Source organism: Escherichia sp. HH26CH (assembly GCF_009820205.1).
In the GTDB taxonomy this organism is placed as follows: domain Bacteria; phylum Pseudomonadota; class Gammaproteobacteria; order Enterobacterales; family Enterobacteriaceae; genus Escherichia; species Escherichia coli_F.
This window is the reverse complement of record NZ_VNXM01000010.1, coordinates 1-15,668: the sequence shown is the minus strand read 5'-3', so window position 1 is coordinate 15,668 and position 15,668 is coordinate 1. Positions and strand designations below refer to the sequence as shown.

20 protein-coding genes are annotated in these 15,668 nt (G+C 51.7%); 14 read left to right on the top strand and 6 right to left on the bottom strand.

What is annotated here, in order from left to right; all coding sequences use genetic code 11:
- Positions 1–8: 8 nt before the first annotated feature.
- Positions 9–641, bottom strand: coding sequence for a cAMP-activated global transcriptional regulator CRP (gene crp, locus FQ015_RS01620; protein WP_000242755.1), 633 nt, complete (start codon positions 639–641; stop codon positions 9–11).
- A 302-nt stretch (positions 642–943) separates the two neighbouring features.
- Here crp and FQ015_RS01615 point away from each other — a divergent pair, with 302 nt between their 5' ends.
- Complete coding sequence (locus FQ015_RS01615; RefSeq protein WP_001148911.1) at positions 944–1,348, top strand: OsmC family protein; 405 nt, start codon at positions 944–946, stop codon at positions 1,346–1,348.
- Between the two features lie 54 nt (positions 1,349–1,402).
- Here the strand turns inward: FQ015_RS01615 and FQ015_RS01610 are convergent, their stop codons facing one another.
- Genes FQ015_RS01610 through FQ015_RS01595 form a run of 4 tightly spaced genes read right to left on the bottom strand, consistent with a single transcriptional unit; the run spans position 1,403 to position 5,473 of the window.
- Positions 1,403–2,272 carry a phosphoribulokinase gene (locus FQ015_RS01610; RefSeq protein ID WP_032185285.1) on the bottom strand — a complete coding sequence of 290 codons (870 nt, stop codon included), beginning with the start codon at positions 2,270–2,272 and terminating at the stop codon, positions 1,403–1,405.
- A 53-nt stretch (positions 2,273–2,325) separates the two neighbouring features.
- Positions 2,326–2,544 carry a YheU family protein gene (locus tag FQ015_RS01605; protein ID WP_000907089.1) on the bottom strand — a complete coding sequence of 73 codons (219 nt, stop codon included), beginning with the start codon at positions 2,542–2,544 and terminating at the stop codon, positions 2,326–2,328.
- On the bottom strand, positions 2,538–3,560 hold the full coding sequence (locus FQ015_RS01600; protein ID WP_039020596.1) for a hydrolase: 1,023 nt from the start codon (positions 3,558–3,560) through the stop codon (positions 2,538–2,540). The genes FQ015_RS01605 and FQ015_RS01600 overlap by 7 nt, the downstream gene beginning before the upstream one ends.
- Positions 3,560–5,473 carry an ABC transporter ATP-binding protein gene (locus FQ015_RS01595; protein WP_039020595.1) on the bottom strand — a complete coding sequence of 638 codons (1,914 nt, stop codon included), beginning with the start codon at positions 5,471–5,473 and terminating at the stop codon, positions 3,560–3,562. The genes FQ015_RS01600 and FQ015_RS01595 overlap by 1 nt, the downstream gene beginning before the upstream one ends.
- Before the next feature lie 130 nt (positions 5,474–5,603).
- Between FQ015_RS01595 and kefG the strand changes: the two genes are divergently transcribed.
- From kefG to slyD, 4 genes are all read left to right on the top strand, one after another.
- Positions 5,604–6,155 carry a glutathione-regulated potassium-efflux system ancillary protein KefG gene (gene kefG / locus FQ015_RS01590; RefSeq protein ID WP_160523634.1) on the top strand — a complete coding sequence of 184 codons (552 nt, stop codon included), beginning with the start codon at positions 5,604–5,606 and terminating at the stop codon, positions 6,153–6,155.
- Positions 6,155–7,960, top strand: coding sequence for a glutathione-regulated potassium-efflux system protein KefB (gene kefB, locus FQ015_RS01585; protein ID WP_000399122.1), 1,806 nt, complete (start codon positions 6,155–6,157; stop codon positions 7,958–7,960). The genes kefG and kefB overlap by 1 nt, the downstream gene beginning before the upstream one ends.
- Positions 7,961–7,969: 9 nt before the next feature.
- Entirely contained in the window at positions 7,970–8,170 is a 201-nt protein-coding gene (locus tag FQ015_RS01580) for a YheV family putative zinc ribbon protein (RefSeq protein WP_001007730.1), read from the top strand.
- A gap of 94 nt (positions 8,171–8,264) precedes the next feature.
- On the top strand, positions 8,265–8,855 hold the full coding sequence (gene slyD / locus FQ015_RS01575; RefSeq protein ID WP_000861334.1) for a peptidylprolyl isomerase: 591 nt from the start codon (positions 8,265–8,267) through the stop codon (positions 8,853–8,855).
- A 48-nt stretch (positions 8,856–8,903) separates the two neighbouring features.
- On the opposite strand, the gene FQ015_RS01570 is transcribed toward slyD, so the two are convergent.
- On the bottom strand, positions 8,904–9,122 hold the full coding sequence (locus FQ015_RS01570) for a protein SlyX (protein WP_001153615.1): 219 nt from the start codon (positions 9,120–9,122) through the stop codon (positions 8,904–8,906).
- Positions 9,123–9,342: 220 nt separating this feature from the next.
- Here FQ015_RS01570 and fkpA point away from each other — a divergent pair, with 220 nt between their 5' ends.
- The 9 genes from fkpA to FQ015_RS01525 form a co-directional block, all read left to right on the top strand.
- Complete coding sequence (gene fkpA / locus FQ015_RS01565) at positions 9,343–10,155, top strand: FKBP-type peptidyl-prolyl cis-trans isomerase (protein WP_000838261.1); 813 nt, start codon at positions 9,343–9,345, stop codon at positions 10,153–10,155.
- Between the two features lie 166 nt (positions 10,156–10,321).
- Positions 10,322–11,044 carry a helix-turn-helix transcriptional regulator gene (locus FQ015_RS01560; protein ID WP_000091466.1) on the top strand — a complete coding sequence of 241 codons (723 nt, stop codon included), beginning with the start codon at positions 10,322–10,324 and terminating at the stop codon, positions 11,042–11,044.
- Positions 11,044–11,430: a sulfurtransferase complex subunit TusD gene (tusD, locus tag FQ015_RS01555; RefSeq protein WP_039020593.1), complete on the top strand. Its 387-nt coding sequence runs from the start codon at positions 11,044–11,046 to the stop codon at positions 11,428–11,430. The genes FQ015_RS01560 and tusD overlap by 1 nt, the downstream gene beginning before the upstream one ends.
- Positions 11,430–11,789, top strand: a complete 360-nt coding sequence (tusC, locus tag FQ015_RS01550; protein ID WP_000820714.1) for a sulfurtransferase complex subunit TusC — start codon at positions 11,430–11,432, stop codon at positions 11,787–11,789. The genes tusD and tusC overlap by 1 nt, the downstream gene beginning before the upstream one ends.
- Positions 11,790–11,796: 7 nt before the next feature.
- The gene (tusB, locus tag FQ015_RS01545; RefSeq protein ID WP_039020592.1) at positions 11,797–12,084 is read left to right on the top strand and encodes a sulfurtransferase complex subunit TusB; all 288 of its coding nucleotides are present in this window, start codon (positions 11,797–11,799) and stop codon (positions 12,082–12,084) included.
- Positions 12,085–12,209: 125 nt separating this feature from the next.
- On the top strand, positions 12,210–12,584 hold the full coding sequence (gene rpsL, locus FQ015_RS01540; RefSeq protein ID WP_000246815.1) for a 30S ribosomal protein S12: 375 nt from the start codon (positions 12,210–12,212) through the stop codon (positions 12,582–12,584).
- 96 nt (positions 12,585–12,680) lie between these two features.
- A complete protein-coding gene (rpsG, locus tag FQ015_RS01535; RefSeq protein ID WP_001138043.1) occupies positions 12,681–13,151 on the top strand; it encodes a 30S ribosomal protein S7 in 471 nt (156 codons plus the stop codon).
- A gap of 96 nt (positions 13,152–13,247) precedes the next feature.
- The gene (gene fusA, locus FQ015_RS01530) at positions 13,248–15,362 is read left to right on the top strand and encodes an elongation factor G (protein ID WP_000124703.1); all 2,115 of its coding nucleotides are present in this window, start codon (positions 13,248–13,250) and stop codon (positions 15,360–15,362) included.
- A 70-nt stretch (positions 15,363–15,432) separates the two neighbouring features.
- Positions 15,433–15,668: GTP-binding protein (locus FQ015_RS01525; protein ID WP_000031667.1), on the top strand; the 236-nt coding region annotated here is incomplete at its 3' end.

Below are 15,668 nucleotides of genomic sequence, written 5' to 3'. Positions count from 1 at the left end.
CGACGGGATTAACGAGTGCCGTAAACGACGATGGTTTTACCGTGTGCGGAGATCAGGTTCTGATCTTCCAGCATCTTCAGAATGCGCCCCACGGTTTCACGAGAACAGCCGACAATCTGACCGATTTCCTGACGGGTAATTTTGATTTGCATACCGTCCGGGTGAGTCATGGCATCCGGTTGTTTTGCCAGGTTCAGCAGAGTCTGTGCAATGCGGCCCGTCACGTCGAGGAACGCCAGGTTGCCCACTTTCTCTGAAGTGACTTGCAAACGACGCGCCATCTGTGCAGAAAGACGCATCAGAATGTCCGGGTTTACCTGAATCAATTGGCGAAATTTTTTGTATGAAATTTCAGCCACTTCACAGGCGGTTTTCGCACGTACCCATGCGCTACGTTCCTGGCCTTCTTCAAACAGGCCCAGTTCGCCAATAAAATCACCCTGATTCAGATAGGAGAGGATCATTTCTTTACCCTCTTCATCTTTGATCAGCACTGCCACAGAGCCTTTAACGATGTAGTACAGCGTTTCCGCTTTTTCACCCTGGTGAATAAGCGTGCTCTTGGATGGGTACTTATGAATGTGGCAATGAGACAAGAACCATTCGAGAGTCGGGTCTGTTTGCGGTTTGCCAAGCACCATGCGCGGTTATCCTCTGTTATAAGCTTTCTCCAGAGCCAGAAAACGCCGCTGTCTCTGGATTGCCGAAATTGTGCTTCCCGCTACCTGGGAAGGGGCTATCAACTGTACTGCACGGTAATGTGACGTCCTTTGCATACATGCAGTACATCAATGTATTACTGTAGCATCCTGACTGTTTTAGCATAGCTTTCGCTTTGTGTCTCCTGGTGTCTCGCTTCAGCATGACCCAGGTCGCCTTCCGTTGCGCGATTTGGTTAGTACGCGTACTCTGTCAGGAAAATTGACGCAGTGGAGTAGCAAAAATGCAAGCGCGAGTGAAGTGGGTCGAAGGGTTAACTTTTCTGGGCGAATCCGCCTCTGGTCACCAGATTTTAATGGATGGCAACTCAGGCGATAAAGCGCCAAGTCCGATGGAAATGGTGTTGATGGCGGCGGGGGGCTGTAGCGCCATCGATGTGGTTTCTATCCTGCAAAAGGGGCGTCAGGATGTGGTCGATTGTGAAGTAAAATTGACCTCTGAACGCCGCGAAGAGGCACCACGCCTGTTTACGCACATTAATCTGCATTTTATCGTCACCGGTCGCGACCTGAAAGACGCAGCGGTTTCGCGTGCGGTAGATCTCTCTGCCGAGAAATATTGTTCAGTGGCGTTGATGCTGGAAAAAGCGGTGAATATTACTCACTCGTATGAAGTGGTTGCCGCGTGATTTGATGTCAGGAGTACGATGCCGGATAATTGTTTATCCGGCATATTAGCAGAGTTACTCGATTTTCTTTCCTTCCATCAATCGTTGCACCAGTGGCAGCATAATTAACTCCATTGCCAGACCCATTTTACCGCCCGGCACCACTAATGTATTGATGTGGGAAATGAATGAGCCCTGCAACATCGCAAGCAGCCAGGGGAAATCGATCCCTTCCAGATTACGAAAATGGATCACCACAAAGCTTTCATCCAGCGACGGGATAGCTTTTGCCGCGAACGGGTTTGAGGTGTCAACGGTGGGGACGCGCTGGAAGTTAAGATGGGTGCGGGAAAACTGCGGTGTGATGTAGTTGATATAGTCTTCCATTGAGCGCACTACTGAGTCCATCACTGCTTCTCGTGAGTGCCCGCGCTCGCTGGTGTCGCGGATCAGTTTTTGAATCCACTCCAGGTTAACGATAGGCACCACGCCAACCAGTAAATCCACATGTTGCGCAACGTTATGATGTGGTGTGACCACGCCGCCGTGTAGCCCTTCATAAAACAGTACATCAGTGGGTTCCGGTAAAGGTTGCCATGGGGTGAATGTTCCCGGCACCTGATTCCACGGTACCGCTTCGTCGTACGTATGCAGATATTTGCGTGATTTTCCTTTGCCGCTCTGACCGTATTCAATGAAGGTTTGTTCCAGCAGGCCGAAGTCGTTCGCTTCGGGGCCAAAGTAGCTGATATGCCGCCCGGCATCACGCGCCTTGCGGATCGCCATGTCCATTTCCGGGCGCGTGTAACGGTGAAAACTGTCGCCTTCCACCTCAGCTGCATGCAGATTTAACTGCGCGAATATTTTACGAAACGCGAGACTGGTGGTGGTGGTCCCCGCGCCGCTGGATCCTGTTACCGCAATGACCGGATGTTTGGCAGACATAGTAACTCCATGACTTAGCTATCATTATTATCTCGTCCGCCGACGGCTGCAGGTTATTCGCGAAACTGACTGCGCGGCATGATATTGACCGTTTCGTGCAGCTCCGACCATACCAGCACCGCTTCTCCGCACTGTAGCTGGCGTTTGACGTCGGCGACTTTCTGTTCAAGTGTACGCTCATGTTCACCATAATCGGTGCCTTCGCGTAACACAAAACTTTCAATTAAATTTTCCAGCGTTTCGGGGGAGAGTTCTTGCCACGGAATCAACATGATTTCGCCTCCAGATACGTTGTTAACCAGTCAGGAATGCGTGACTCCAGCCACATTTGCGGATGAAGTAATGTACCGCCAAGAAAGCCAACATGACCACCATGTTCAGTCAGTTGATACTCCACCTGCGGGGGGAGATTTTCCGGTTTCGGGATCACCTGATGATCCATAAACGGATCGTCTTTGGCGTGAATAATCAGTGTCGGTTTGGCGATCTGGTTCAGCATCGGCATGGCGCTACACTGACGATAATAGTCGATAGCGTCAGCGTAGCCATGAATTCTGGCGGTGATCAGATCGTCAAAATCACGGATGCGACGTACCGATTTTAACTGTGCGAGATTAATCGGCAGCGTACCGGGATAGGCTGCCAGTTTGCGCGCAGCATTGGCTTTTAACAGGTTCAGCAAGTAACGCTGATAAACGCGGGAAAAGCCCTTTTCCATATGATAACTACAGGCTTCCAGCATAAATGGCGCGGAGACAATTACCGCTGCATCAATCGGGAGGTTATTACCTTCTTTTGCCAGCAAACAGGCGAGCATATTACCGCCGAGCGAATAGCCGACGGCAGCCGTTGGCGCATGTCCAAATTCGCGCTGCAGCCAGCGTAAAAACCAGCTGGCGTCTTCGGTTTCGCCCGAATGGTAAATGCGGTGCATACGGTTTGGTTCACCGCTGCATCCGCGAAAATGCATCACCACGCCCAGCCAGCCGCGTTTTTGCGCCGCCTCGACCAGACCGTGGGCGTAAGGGCTATTGAGGCTGCCCTCCAGCCCGTGAAACACCACTAAACGCGGTTTATGGTTCGCCTGGGCAGGGTCTTCACTCCATGCGAGATCGACAAAATCGCCGTCGGGCAACTCCAGTCGCTGCCAGTGCGGGGTGAATTTCACCTTGCGACGAAACAGACGCGGCAGCATGGTTTGCAGATGACAATTGCTAAAGCCGCGCATAGGGGTGAATTCAGCACTGTTGCTGAATTCATTGGCATCGGTCGTCGTTATCTGCGCCATCAGTTGCTTTGGCCTTCCAGCAGCATCTGCTCAAGCTGCTCCTGGGCTTCCAGCCACGCCATTTCGCACTCTTCCAGGCCGGATTTGGCGCTGGCTTGCTGTTGCAGGCAGGCGGTCAACTCCGCTTTACGGCTTTGATCGTACAGTTCGCTGTCGCTGAGTTTCTCTTCCGCCTGCGCCAGTTGCGCGTTCAGCTTCTCCATCTCTTTTTCCAGACGGGCGATTGCTTTACGCAGTGGCTGGGTTTGCGCACGCAGCTCCGCTTCCCGACGCTTCTGGTCTTTACGTGCCTGGGCGCTGTTCGCGTTCTCTTTTGGCGCGTCGTCTGTCTGGTTTTCCTGCTTTTGAACGTCGCTCAACCACTGTTGATAATCTTCCAGATCGCCGTCGAACGGTTCGACTTTACGATCGTGAACCAGATAGAGATCGTCAGTGGTGGAACGCAACAAATGGCGGTCGTGCGAAACGACAACCAATGCGCCTTCAAACTCGATCAACGCTTCAGTCAGTGCCTGGCGCATGTCGAGGTCAAGGTGGTTAGTCGGTTCGTCGAGCAGCAGTAGATTCGGACGCTGCCAGACGATTAATGCCAGCACCAGGCGGGCTTTTTCCCCACCGGAGAAACGGCGCGTTTCTTCCGTCACTTTATCGCCCTGGAAACCAAAGCCGCCGAGGTAATCACGCAGTTTTTGTTCTAGTTCCTGCGGTGCTAAACGTGCCAGATGTTGAATAGGCGATTCGTCGGCGCGTAGATATTCCAGTTGATGCTGGGCGAAGTAACCGAGTTTGATCCCTTTCGCCAGGCCAATTTCACCGCTGACTGGCGCAAGCTCTCCGGCTAACAGTTTGATTAATGTCGATTTACCCGCGCCATTGCGGCCTAACAGACCAATGCGCGAACCCGGCACCAGATTCAGTTTAATCGAGTCGAGAATAATGCGATCGCCATAACCTGCGCTGACCTTTTCCATTTTCAACAACGGATTAGGCAGGCTTTCCGGCGCGCGGAAGCTAAAACGGAACGGGTTGTCGACGTGCGCTGGGGCAATCAACTCCATACGCTCGAGCATCTTAATACGGCTCTGGGCCTGCTTCGCTTTGGTGGCTTTGGCACGGAAACGGTCGATATAACTTTGCAGATGTGCCACGCGCTCTTGCTGGCTTTCATACATCGCCTGTTGCTGTGCCAGACGGGTAGCACGCTGCACTTCAAACGAGCTGTAGTTGCCGGTGTACTCGAACATGTTTTGTTGTTCGATATGAATAATTTTATCAACGATCGGATCGAGGAAGTCGCGGTCGTGGGAGATCAGGATCAGCGTGCCCTGATAGCTCTTCAGCCATTTTTCCAGCCAGATAACAGCATCGAGATCGAGGTGGTTAGTTGGTTCGTCGAGCAGCAGCAAGTCTGAACGGCAAATCAGCGCCTGGGCGAGGTTAAGACGCATACGCCAGCCACCGGAGAAATCACTTACCGGGCGCTCCAGTTGTTCATTGCTGAAACCGAGGCCGTGCAGCAGGCTGGCGGCGCGGGAGCGAATGCTCCATGCGTCAATAGCATCCAGCTTGCCATGAATGGTCGCAATGGCGTGCCCGTCGTTACGTTCGTTGGCGTCGTGTAGCTGCGCTTCCAGTTGACGATATTCACGGTCGCCGTCAATGACATATTCCAGCGCCGCTTGCGGTAGCGCTGGTGTTTCCTGATTCACCCACGCCAGTTGCCAGCTTCCTGGAAAGGTGTAGCTGCCGCCGTCGGCGCTGATTTCATTTTTCAGCAATGCCAGCAGGGTAGATTTACCACAGCCGTTTTTACCCACCAGGCCGACTTTCTGCCCGGGGTTGATGGTGGCGGTGGCATTATCCAGCAGGACGCGCACGCCGCGACGAATTTGTAACGAGGAGAAAACAATCATAAGGCGCCGTATGTTCAGACTATGTTAACTTATCATTATGATAATGTAATGTATGGGCGAGCTGCCGCACCGGGCGCAATGGTAGCCCAAAACAGCGACTATACACAAAAACCATACCGGGAGGGGGATGATGTCTCAGCCAGCGAAAGTTTTGCTGCTGTATGCCCATCCGGAATCTCAGGACTCGGTGGCAAACCGGGTACTGCTTAAACCGGCCACGCAGCTCAGCAATGTTACCGTGCACGACCTTTATGCGCACTATCCCGATTTTTTTATTGATATCCCCCGTGAGCAGGCATTACTTCGCGAGCACGAGGTGATTGTCTTTCAGCACCCTCTTTATACCTATAGCTGCCCGGCGCTACTGAAAGAGTGGCTGGACCGGGTATTAAGCCGTGGTTTTGCCAGCGGGCCGGGAGGAAACCAACTGGCGGGAAAGTACTGGCGTAGCGTGATTACCACCGGCGAGCCGGAAAGTGCTTACCGTTATGACGCATTGAATCGCTACCCGATGAGCGATGTTCTGCGCCCCTTTGAGCTGGCGGCGGGCATGTGCCGGATGCATTGGTTAAGTCCCATCATTATTTACTGGGCGAGACGGCAAAGCGCACAGGAGCTGGCAAGTCACGCCAGAGCCTACGGTGACTGGCTGTCAAATCCGCTGTCTCCGGGAGGCCGCTGATGGAAGGTTCCGATTTTTTACTCGCGGGAGTGCTGTTTCTCTTCGCGGCGGTGGCTGCGGTGCCGCTGGCATCGCGGCTGGGTATTGGCGCTGTGTTGGGATATTTGCTGGCAGGGATTGCAATTGGCCCGTGGGGGCTGGGTTTTATTAGCGACGTCGATGAGATCCTCCACTTTTCGGAACTCGGCGTGGTGTTCCTGATGTTTATCATCGGCCTTGAGTTGAATCCCTCCAAGCTTTGGCAACTGCGGCGTTCGATTTTTGGCGTAGGCGCGGCACAGGTGCTGTTAAGCGCGGCGTTGCTGGCGGGATTATTGATGCTGACGGATTTCGCCTGGCAGGCGGCGGTGGTCGGTGGCATTGGCCTTGCGATGTCTTCCACTGCAATGGCGTTGCAACTGATGCGTGAGAAAGGGATGAATCGCAGCGAATCTGGACAGCTAGGTTTTTCGGTTTTGCTGTTTCAGGATCTGGCGGTGATCCCCGCGCTGGCGTTAGTACCGCTGCTGGCGGGTTCGGCAGACGAACATTTCGACTGGATGAAGATCGGCATGAAGGTGCTGGCGTTTGTCGGCATGCTGATTGGGGGGCGCTATTTACTGCGTCCGGTATTCCGTTTTATTGCTGCTTCTGGTGTGCGGGAAGTGTTCACCGCCGCGACACTGCTGCTGGTGTTGGGTTCCGCATTGTTTATGGATGCGCTGGGGTTGTCGATGGCGCTCGGTACGTTTATTGCGGGCGTGCTGCTGGCGGAAAGTGAATATCGCCATGAGCTGGAAACGGCTATCGATCCGTTCAAAGGCTTGCTGCTCGGACTGTTTTTTATCTCTGTCGGCATGTCGCTCAACCTCGGAGTGCTTTATACCCATCTGTTGTGGGTAGTGATAAGCGTGGTTGTGCTGGTGGCGGTGAAAATTCTCGTGCTGTATTTGCTGGCGCGGCTGTATGGCGTGCGTAGCTCAGAGCGGATGCAGTTTGCTGGCGTGTTGAGTCAGGGCGGCGAGTTTGCCTTTGTCCTCTTTTCTACCGCTTCTTCGCAACGCTTATTCCAGGGCGACCAGATGGCGCTGTTGCTGGTGACGGTCACGCTTTCCATGATGACCACGCCGCTGCTGATGAAGCTGGTGGATAAATGGCTATCCCGCCAGTTTAACGGACCGGAAGAAGAAGACGAAAAACCGTGGGTCAACGATGATAAACCCCAGGTCATAGTCGTGGGCTTCGGACGTTTTGGGCAGGTGATTGGTCGTTTGTTGATGGCAAATAAAATGCGCATTACCGTGCTGGAGCGGGATATCAGCGCCGTTAACCTGATGCGCAAATATGGCTACAAAGTTTATTACGGCGACGCCACGCAGGTAGATCTTTTACGTTCTGCGGGTGCAGAGGCCGCTGAGTCTATCGTCATTACCTGTAACGAGCCGGAAGACACCATGAAGCTGGTGGAAATATGCCAACAGCACTTTCCGCATTTACATATTCTTGCGCGAGCGCGCGGACGTGTGGAGGCGCATGAGTTATTACAGGCAGGGGTGACGCAGTTTTCTCGTGAAACATTCTCCAGTGCGTTAGAGCTGGGGCGCAAGACGCTGGTCACGCTTGGCATGCATCCACATCAGGCGCAGCGGGCGCAACTGCATTTTCGCCGCCTGGATATGCGGATGTTGCGGGAGCTCATACCAATGCATGCCGATACCGTACAAATTTCTCGCGCCAGGGAAGCCCGACGCGAACTGGAAGAGATTTTCCAGCGTGAAATGCAACAAGAACGACGCCAGCTGGACGGCTGGGATGAATTTGAGTAGAGGGTAAAGATGGCAATCCGAAAACGTTTTATTGCGGGCGCAAAATGCCCGGCCTGTCAGGCGCAGGATTCAATGGCGATGTGGCGCGAAAATAATATTGATATTGTTGAATGTGTTAAGTGCGGACATCAGATGCGAGAAGCAGACAAAGAAGCCCGCGATCACGTTCGCAAAGATGAGCAAGTGATCGGGATTTTTCATCCGGACTAGCGATATGCGCCGAGATTTTTTAAGCTAGTGAGTACACGGCTGCAGAATTCCGCTACAATCTGCGCCACTATTCTTCCCATGCTCAGGAGATATCATGAAAGTAGCAAAAGACCTGGTGGTCAGCCTGGCCTATCAGGTACGTACAGAAGACGGTGTGTTGGTTGATGAGTCTCCGGTGAGTGCGCCGCTGGACTACCTGCATGGTCACGGTTCCCTGATCTCTGGCCTGGAAACGGCGCTGGAAGGTCATGAAGTTGGCGACAAATTTGATGTCGCTGTTGGTGCGAACGACGCTTATGGTCAGTACGACGAAAACCTGGTGCAACGCGTTCCTAAAGACGTATTTATGGGCGTTGATGAACTGCAGGTTGGTATGCGTTTCCTGGCTGAAACCGACCAGGGTCCGGTACCGGTTGAAATCACTGCGGTTGAAGACGATCACGTCGTGGTTGATGGTAACCACATGCTGGCCGGTCAGAACCTGAAATTCAACGTTGAAGTTGTGGCGATTCGCGAAGCGACTGAAGAAGAGCTGGCTCATGGCCACGTTCACGGTGCGCACGATCATCACCACGATCACGACCACGACGGTTGCTGCGGTGGTCATGGCCACGATCACGGTCATGAACACGGTGGCGAAGGCTGCTGCGGCGGTAAAGGTAACGGCGGTTGCGGTTGCCACTAATACCGAAAAAGTGACAAAAAAGCGGGGAATCCCCGCTTTTTTTACGCCTCAATAATGTGGCGGTGGCGTTTCTTCAGCCTGCGACGCGATGTTCGACGGCTGGCTGGCTTTTAGCTTCTCGGTCAGCAGACGCAGATGATCGCGCAGTTTCGCCATCTCCATTTCATGAGCGGTCACCGTGACGTTCAGTTCTTCAATGGTGATTTCCTGAAAAGCCAGTCGGCTCTCCAGCTCTGCCAGGCGTGCTTCCAATGATAAATCCTGCATGATTCACCTCTTTTGTCGAATGGTCGCCGCGGATTCTACTTAACTTTGCTGCCCGAGACAGCACTCATTTCGCGGTCATCGAAACTAATTTAAACAAAAAGAGTCTGAAAATAGATGATAATAGGGCGTGTCTGTATGTAGATTTGTTCGACAACGCTTTATAGTACCCTTCTGATAATAGTTAACCCTGGGGTGAGATGCCCCGATCCTGGAGATATGGATGAAATCACTGTTTAAAGTAACGCTGCTGGCGACCACAATGGCCGTTGCCCTGCATGCACCGATCACTTTTGCTGCTGAAGCTGCAAAACCTGCTACAACTGCTGACAGCAAAGCAGCGTTCAAAAATGACGATCAGAAATCAGCTTATGCACTGGGTGCTTCGCTGGGTCGTTACATGGAAAACTCTCTTAAAGAACAAGAAAAACTGGGCATCAAACTGGATAAAGATCAGCTGATCGCGGGTGTTCAGGATGCATTTGCTGATAAGAGCAAACTCTCCGACCAAGAGATCGAACAGACACTGCAAGCATTCGAAGCTCGCGTGAAGTCTTCTGCTCAGGCGAAGATGGAAAAAGACGCGGCAGATAACGAAGCGAAAGGTAAAGAGTACCGCGAGAAATTTGCCAAAGAGAAAGGTGTGAAAACCTCTTCAACTGGTCTGGTTTATCAGGTAGTAGAAGCCGGTAAAGGCGAAGCACCGAAAGACAGCGATACTGTTGTCGTGAACTACAAGGGTACGCTGATCGACGGTAAAGAGTTCGACAACTCTTACACCCGTGGTGAACCGCTCTCTTTCCGTCTGGACGGTGTTATTCCGGGTTGGACAGAAGGTCTGAAGAACATCAAGAAAGGCGGTAAGATCAAACTGGTTATTCCACCAGAACTGGCTTACGGCAAAGCGGGTGTTCCGGGGATCCCACCGAATTCTACCTTGGTGTTTGACGTAGAGCTGCTGGATGTGAAACCAGCGCCGAAGGCTGATGCAAAGCCGGAAGCTGATGCGAAAGCCGCAGATTCTGCTAAAAAATAAGCATTAAGAACCGCCGCCTGACCAGGCGGCGGTTTTTTTATTACAGGCCGGATATAATTAGTGCTGGAAAGCGGAACCTCCGCTGTATTAATTTAGTTACCCGCATCATTAATGAGCCTGCCCTGAAAAGTTAACGACAGGCTCCTGAAAAGGAGTGTTTTTTTTCATGTCCAGGTCGCTTTTAACCAACGAAACCAGTGAGTTGGATTTACTGGATCAACGTCCTTTCGACCAGACCGATTTTGATATTCTGAAATCCTACGAAGCGGTGGTGGACGGGTTAGCGATGCTTATTGGCTCCCACTGTGAAATCGTTTTGCACTCTTTGCAGGATCTAAAATGTTCAGCCATACGCATTGCTAACGGTGAACATACAGGCCGGAAGATTGGTTCGCCAATTACCGACCTGGCGCTACGTATGCTGCACGATATGACGGGAGCGGATAGCAGCGTTTCTAAATGCTACTTTACTCGCGCCAAAAGCGGCGTATTAATGAAGTCCCTGACTATCGCGATTCGTAACCGCGAACAGCGTGTAATTGGTCTGCTGTGCATCAATATGAATCTTGATGTTCCCTTCTCGCAGATTATGAGCACTTTTGTGCCGCCAGAAACCCCGGATGTCGGTTCAAGCGTCAACTTTGCCTCTTCTGTTGAAGATCTGGTTACCCAAACGCTGGAGTTCACCATCGAAGAAGTGAATGCCGATCGCAATGTTTCTAATAACGCCAAAAATCGTCAGATCGTGCTAAATCTCTACGAGAAAGGGATCTTCGATATTAAAGATGCGATCAACCAGGTTGCTGACCGCCTGAACATCTCCAAACACACTGTCTATCTCTACATCCGCCAGTTCAAGAGCGGTGATTTCCAGGGGCAAGATAAGTAATGCGTTTTGCCATCGTGGTGACCGGACCAGCATACGGTACGCAACAGGCGAGTAGTGCTTTTCAGTTTGCGCAGGCGCTGATAGCAGAAGGCCATGAACTAAGCAGCGTCTTTTTCTATCGGGAAGGGGTCTATAACGCTAACCAATTGACCTCACCGGCAAGCGACGAATTTGACCTTGTGCGTGGCTGGCAACAGTTGAATACGCAACATGGTGTGGCGCTGAATATCTGCGTAGCGGCAGCATTACGCCGTGGTGTTGTTGATGAAACGGAGGCCGGAAGACTGGGGCTGGCTGCGTCAAACCTTCAGCCGGGATTTACCTTAAGTGGACTTGGCGCGCTGGCGGAAGCCTCGCTGACCTGTAACAGGGTGGTACAGTTCTGATGAAACGAATTGCGTTTGTTTTTTCTACTGCGCCTCATGGTACCGCTGCAGGCCGGGAAGGTTTAGATGCTTTACTGGCAACTTCCGCATTAACTGACGATCTGGCTGTCTTCTTTATTGCTGATGGCGTTTTTCAGCTGTTGCCAGGACAAAAGCCCGATGCAGTGCTGGCGCGTGATTACATTGCCACTTTTAAATTGTTGGGTCTGTACGACATTGAACAGTGCTGGGTTTGTGCGGCTTCACTGCGCGAACGCGGGTTAGATCCGCAGACCCCCTTTGTTGTCGAAGCCACGCCGCTCGAAGCAGATGCCTTACGCCGCGAACTCGCCAACTACGATGTTATTTTGAGGTTTTGAGGCGTTTATGCTGCACACATTACATCGTTCACCCTGGCTGACGGATTTTGCTGCGCTGTTGCGTCTACTCTGTGAAGGCGACGAACTGCTATTATTGCAAGATGGTGTAACTGCCGCAGTTGACGGTAACCGCTACCTTGAAAGTCTGCGTAATGCCCCCATTAAGGTCTATGCCCTGAACGAAGACCTTATTGCCCGCGGTTTGACTGGTCAAATTTCGAACGACATCATTCCCATTGACTATACTGATTTCGTCAGACTTACGGTTAAGCACTCCAGCCAGATGGCCTGGTGATGGCGGGATCGTTGTATATTTCTTGACACCTTTTCGGCATCGCCCTAAAATTCGGCGTCCTCATATTGTGTGAGGACGTTTTATTACGTGTTTACGAAGCAAAAGCTAAAACCAGGAGCTATTTAATGGCAACAGTTAACCAGCTGGTACGCAAACCACGTGCTCGCAAAGTTGCGAAAAGCAACGTGCCTGCGCTGGAAGCATGCCCGCAAAAACGTGGCGTATGTACTCGTGTATATACTACCACTCCTAAAAAACCGAACTCCGCGCTGCGTAAAGTATGCCGTGTTCGTCTGACTAACGGTTTCGAAGTGACTTCCTACATCGGTGGTGAAGGTCACAACCTGCAGGAGCACTCCGTGATCCTGATCCGTGGTGGTCGTGTTAAAGACCTCCCGGGTGTTCGTTACCACACCGTACGTGGTGCGCTTGACTGCTCCGGCGTTAAAGACCGTAAGCAGGCTCGTTCCAAGTATGGCGTGAAGCGTCCTAAGGCTTAATGGTTCTCCGTTAAGTAAGGCCAAACGTTTTAACTTAAATGTCAAACTAAACTCGTAGAGTTTTGGACAATCCTGAATTAACAACGGAGTATTTCCATGCCACGTCGTCGCGTCATTGGTCAGCGTAAAATTCTGCCGGATCCGAAGTTCGGATCAGAACTGCTGGCTAAATTTGTAAATATCCTGATGGTAGATGGTAAAAAATCTACTGCCGAATCTATCGTATACAGCGCGCTGGAGACCCTGGCTCAGCGTTCTGGTAAATCTGAACTGGAAGCATTCGAAGTAGCTCTCGAAAACGTGCGCCCGACTGTAGAAGTTAAGTCTCGCCGCGTTGGTGGTTCTACTTATCAGGTACCAGTTGAAGTCCGTCCGGTTCGTCGTAATGCTCTGGCAATGCGTTGGATCGTTGAAGCTGCTCGTAAACGCGGTGATAAATCCATGGCTCTGCGCCTGGCGAACGAACTTTCTGATGCTGCAGAAAACAAAGGTACTGCAGTTAAGAAACGTGAAGACGTTCACCGTATGGCCGAAGCCAACAAGGCGTTCGCACACTACCGTTGGTAATCCCTTCGGAGTTTTAGTCACCAGGCGGGCGCTTCCAGTAAGCAGCCCGCTTTGGGCTACTTAAATTGAACGCCTAAAAGATAAACGAGGAAACAAATGGCTCGTACAACACCCATCGCACGCTACCGTAACATCGGTATCAGTGCGCACATCGACGCCGGTAAAACCACTACTACCGAACGTATTCTGTTCTACACCGGTGTAAACCATAAAATCGGTGAAGTTCATGACGGCGCTGCAACCATGGACTGGATGGAGCAGGAGCAGGAACGTGGTATTACCATCACTTCCGCTGCAACTACTGCATTCTGGTCTGGTATGGCTAAGCAGTATGAGCCGCATCGCATCAACATCATCGACACCCCGGGGCACGTTGACTTCACAATCGAAGTAGAACGTTCCATGCGTGTTCTCGATGGTGCGGTAATGGTTTACTGCGCAGTTGGTGGTGTTCAGCCGCAGTCTGAAACCGTATGGCGTCAGGCAAACAAATATAAAGTTCCGCGCATTGCGTTCGTTAACAAAATGGACCGCATGGGTGCGAACTTCCTGAAAGTTGTTAACCAGATCAAAACCCGTCTGGGCGCGAACCCGGTTCCGCTGCAGCTGGCGATTGGTGCTGAAGAACATTTCACCGGTGTTGTTGACCTGGTGAAAATGAAAGCTATCAACTGGAACGACGCTGACCAGGGCGTAACCTTCGAATACGAAGATATCCCGGCAGACATGGTTGAACTGGCTAACGAATGGCACCAGAACCTGATCGAATCCGCAGCTGAAGCTTCTGAAGAGCTGATGGAAAAATACCTGGGTGGTGAAGAACTGACTGAAGAAGAGATTAAAGGTGCTCTGCGTCAGCGCGTTCTGAACAACGAAATCATCCTGGTAACCTGTGGTTCTGCGTTCAAGAACAAAGGTGTTCAGGCGATGCTGGATGCGGTAATTGATTACCTGCCATCCCCGGTTGACGTACCTGCGATCAACGGTATCCTGGACGACGGTAAAGATACTCCGGCTGAACGTCACGCAAGTGATGACGAGCCGTTCTCTGCACTGGCGTTCAAAATCGCTACCGACCCGTTTGTTGGTAACCTGACCTTCTTCCGTGTGTACTCCGGTGTGGTTAACTCTGGTGATACCGTACTGAACTCCGTGAAAGCTGCACGTGAGCGTTTCGGTCGTATCGTTCAGATGCACGCTAACAAACGTGAAGAGATCAAAGAAGTTCGCGCGGGCGACATCGCTGCTGCTATCGGTCTGAAAGACGTAACCACTGGTGACACCCTGTGTGACCCGGATGCGCCGATCATTCTGGAACGTATGGAATTCCCTGAGCCGGTAATCTCCATCGCAGTTGAACCGAAAACCAAAGCTGACCAGGAAAAAATGGGTCTGGCTCTGGGCCGTCTGGCTAAAGAAGACCCGTCTTTCCGTGTATGGACTGACGAAGAATCTAACCAGACCATCATCGCGGGTATGGGCGAACTGCACCTCGACATCATCGTTGACCGTATGAAGCGTGAATTCAACGTTGAAGCGAACGTAGGTAAACCGCAGGTTGCTTACCGTGAAACTATCCGCCAGAAAGTTACCGATGTTGAAGGTAAACACGCGAAACAGTCTGGTGGTCGTGGTCAGTATGGTCATGTTGTTATCGACATGTACCCGCTGGAGCCGGGTTCAAACCCGAAAGGCTACGAGTTCATCAACGACATTAAAGGTGGTGTAATCCCTGGCGAATACATCCCGGCCGTTGATAAAGGTATCCAGGAACAGCTGAAAGCAGGTCCGCTGGCAGGCTACCCGGTAGTAGACATGGGTATTCGTCTGCACTTCGGTTCTTACCATGACGTTGACTCCTCTGAACTGGCGTTTAAACTGGCTGCTTCTATCGCCTTTAAAGAAGGCTTTAAGAAAGCGAAACCAGTTCTGCTTGAGCCGATCATGAAGGTTGAAGTAGAAACTCCGGAAGAGAACACCGGTGACGTTATCGGTGACTTGAGCCGTCGTCGTGGTATGCTCAAAGGTCAGGAATCTGAAGTTACTGGCGTTAAGATCCACGCTGAAGTACCGCTGTCTGAAATGTTCGGATATGCAACTCAGCTGCGTTCTCTGACCAAAGGTCGTGCATCATACACCATGGAATTCCTGAAGTATGATGAAGCGCCGAGTAACGTTGCTCAGGCCGTAATTGAAGCCCGTGGTAAATAAGCCTAAGGGTTAATACCAAAGTCCCGTGCTCTCACCTGAAGGGGAGAGCACTATAGTAAGGAATATAGCCGTGTCTAAAGAAAAATTTGAACGTACAAAACCGCACGTTAACGTTGGTACTATCGGCCACGTTGACCACGGTAAAACTACTCTGACCGCTGCAATCACCACCGTACTGGCTAAAACCTACGGCGGTGCTGCTCGTGCATTCGACCAGATCGATAACGCACCGGAAGAAAAAGCTCGTGGTATCACCATCAACACTTCTCACGTTGAATATGACACCCCGACCCGTCACTACGCGCA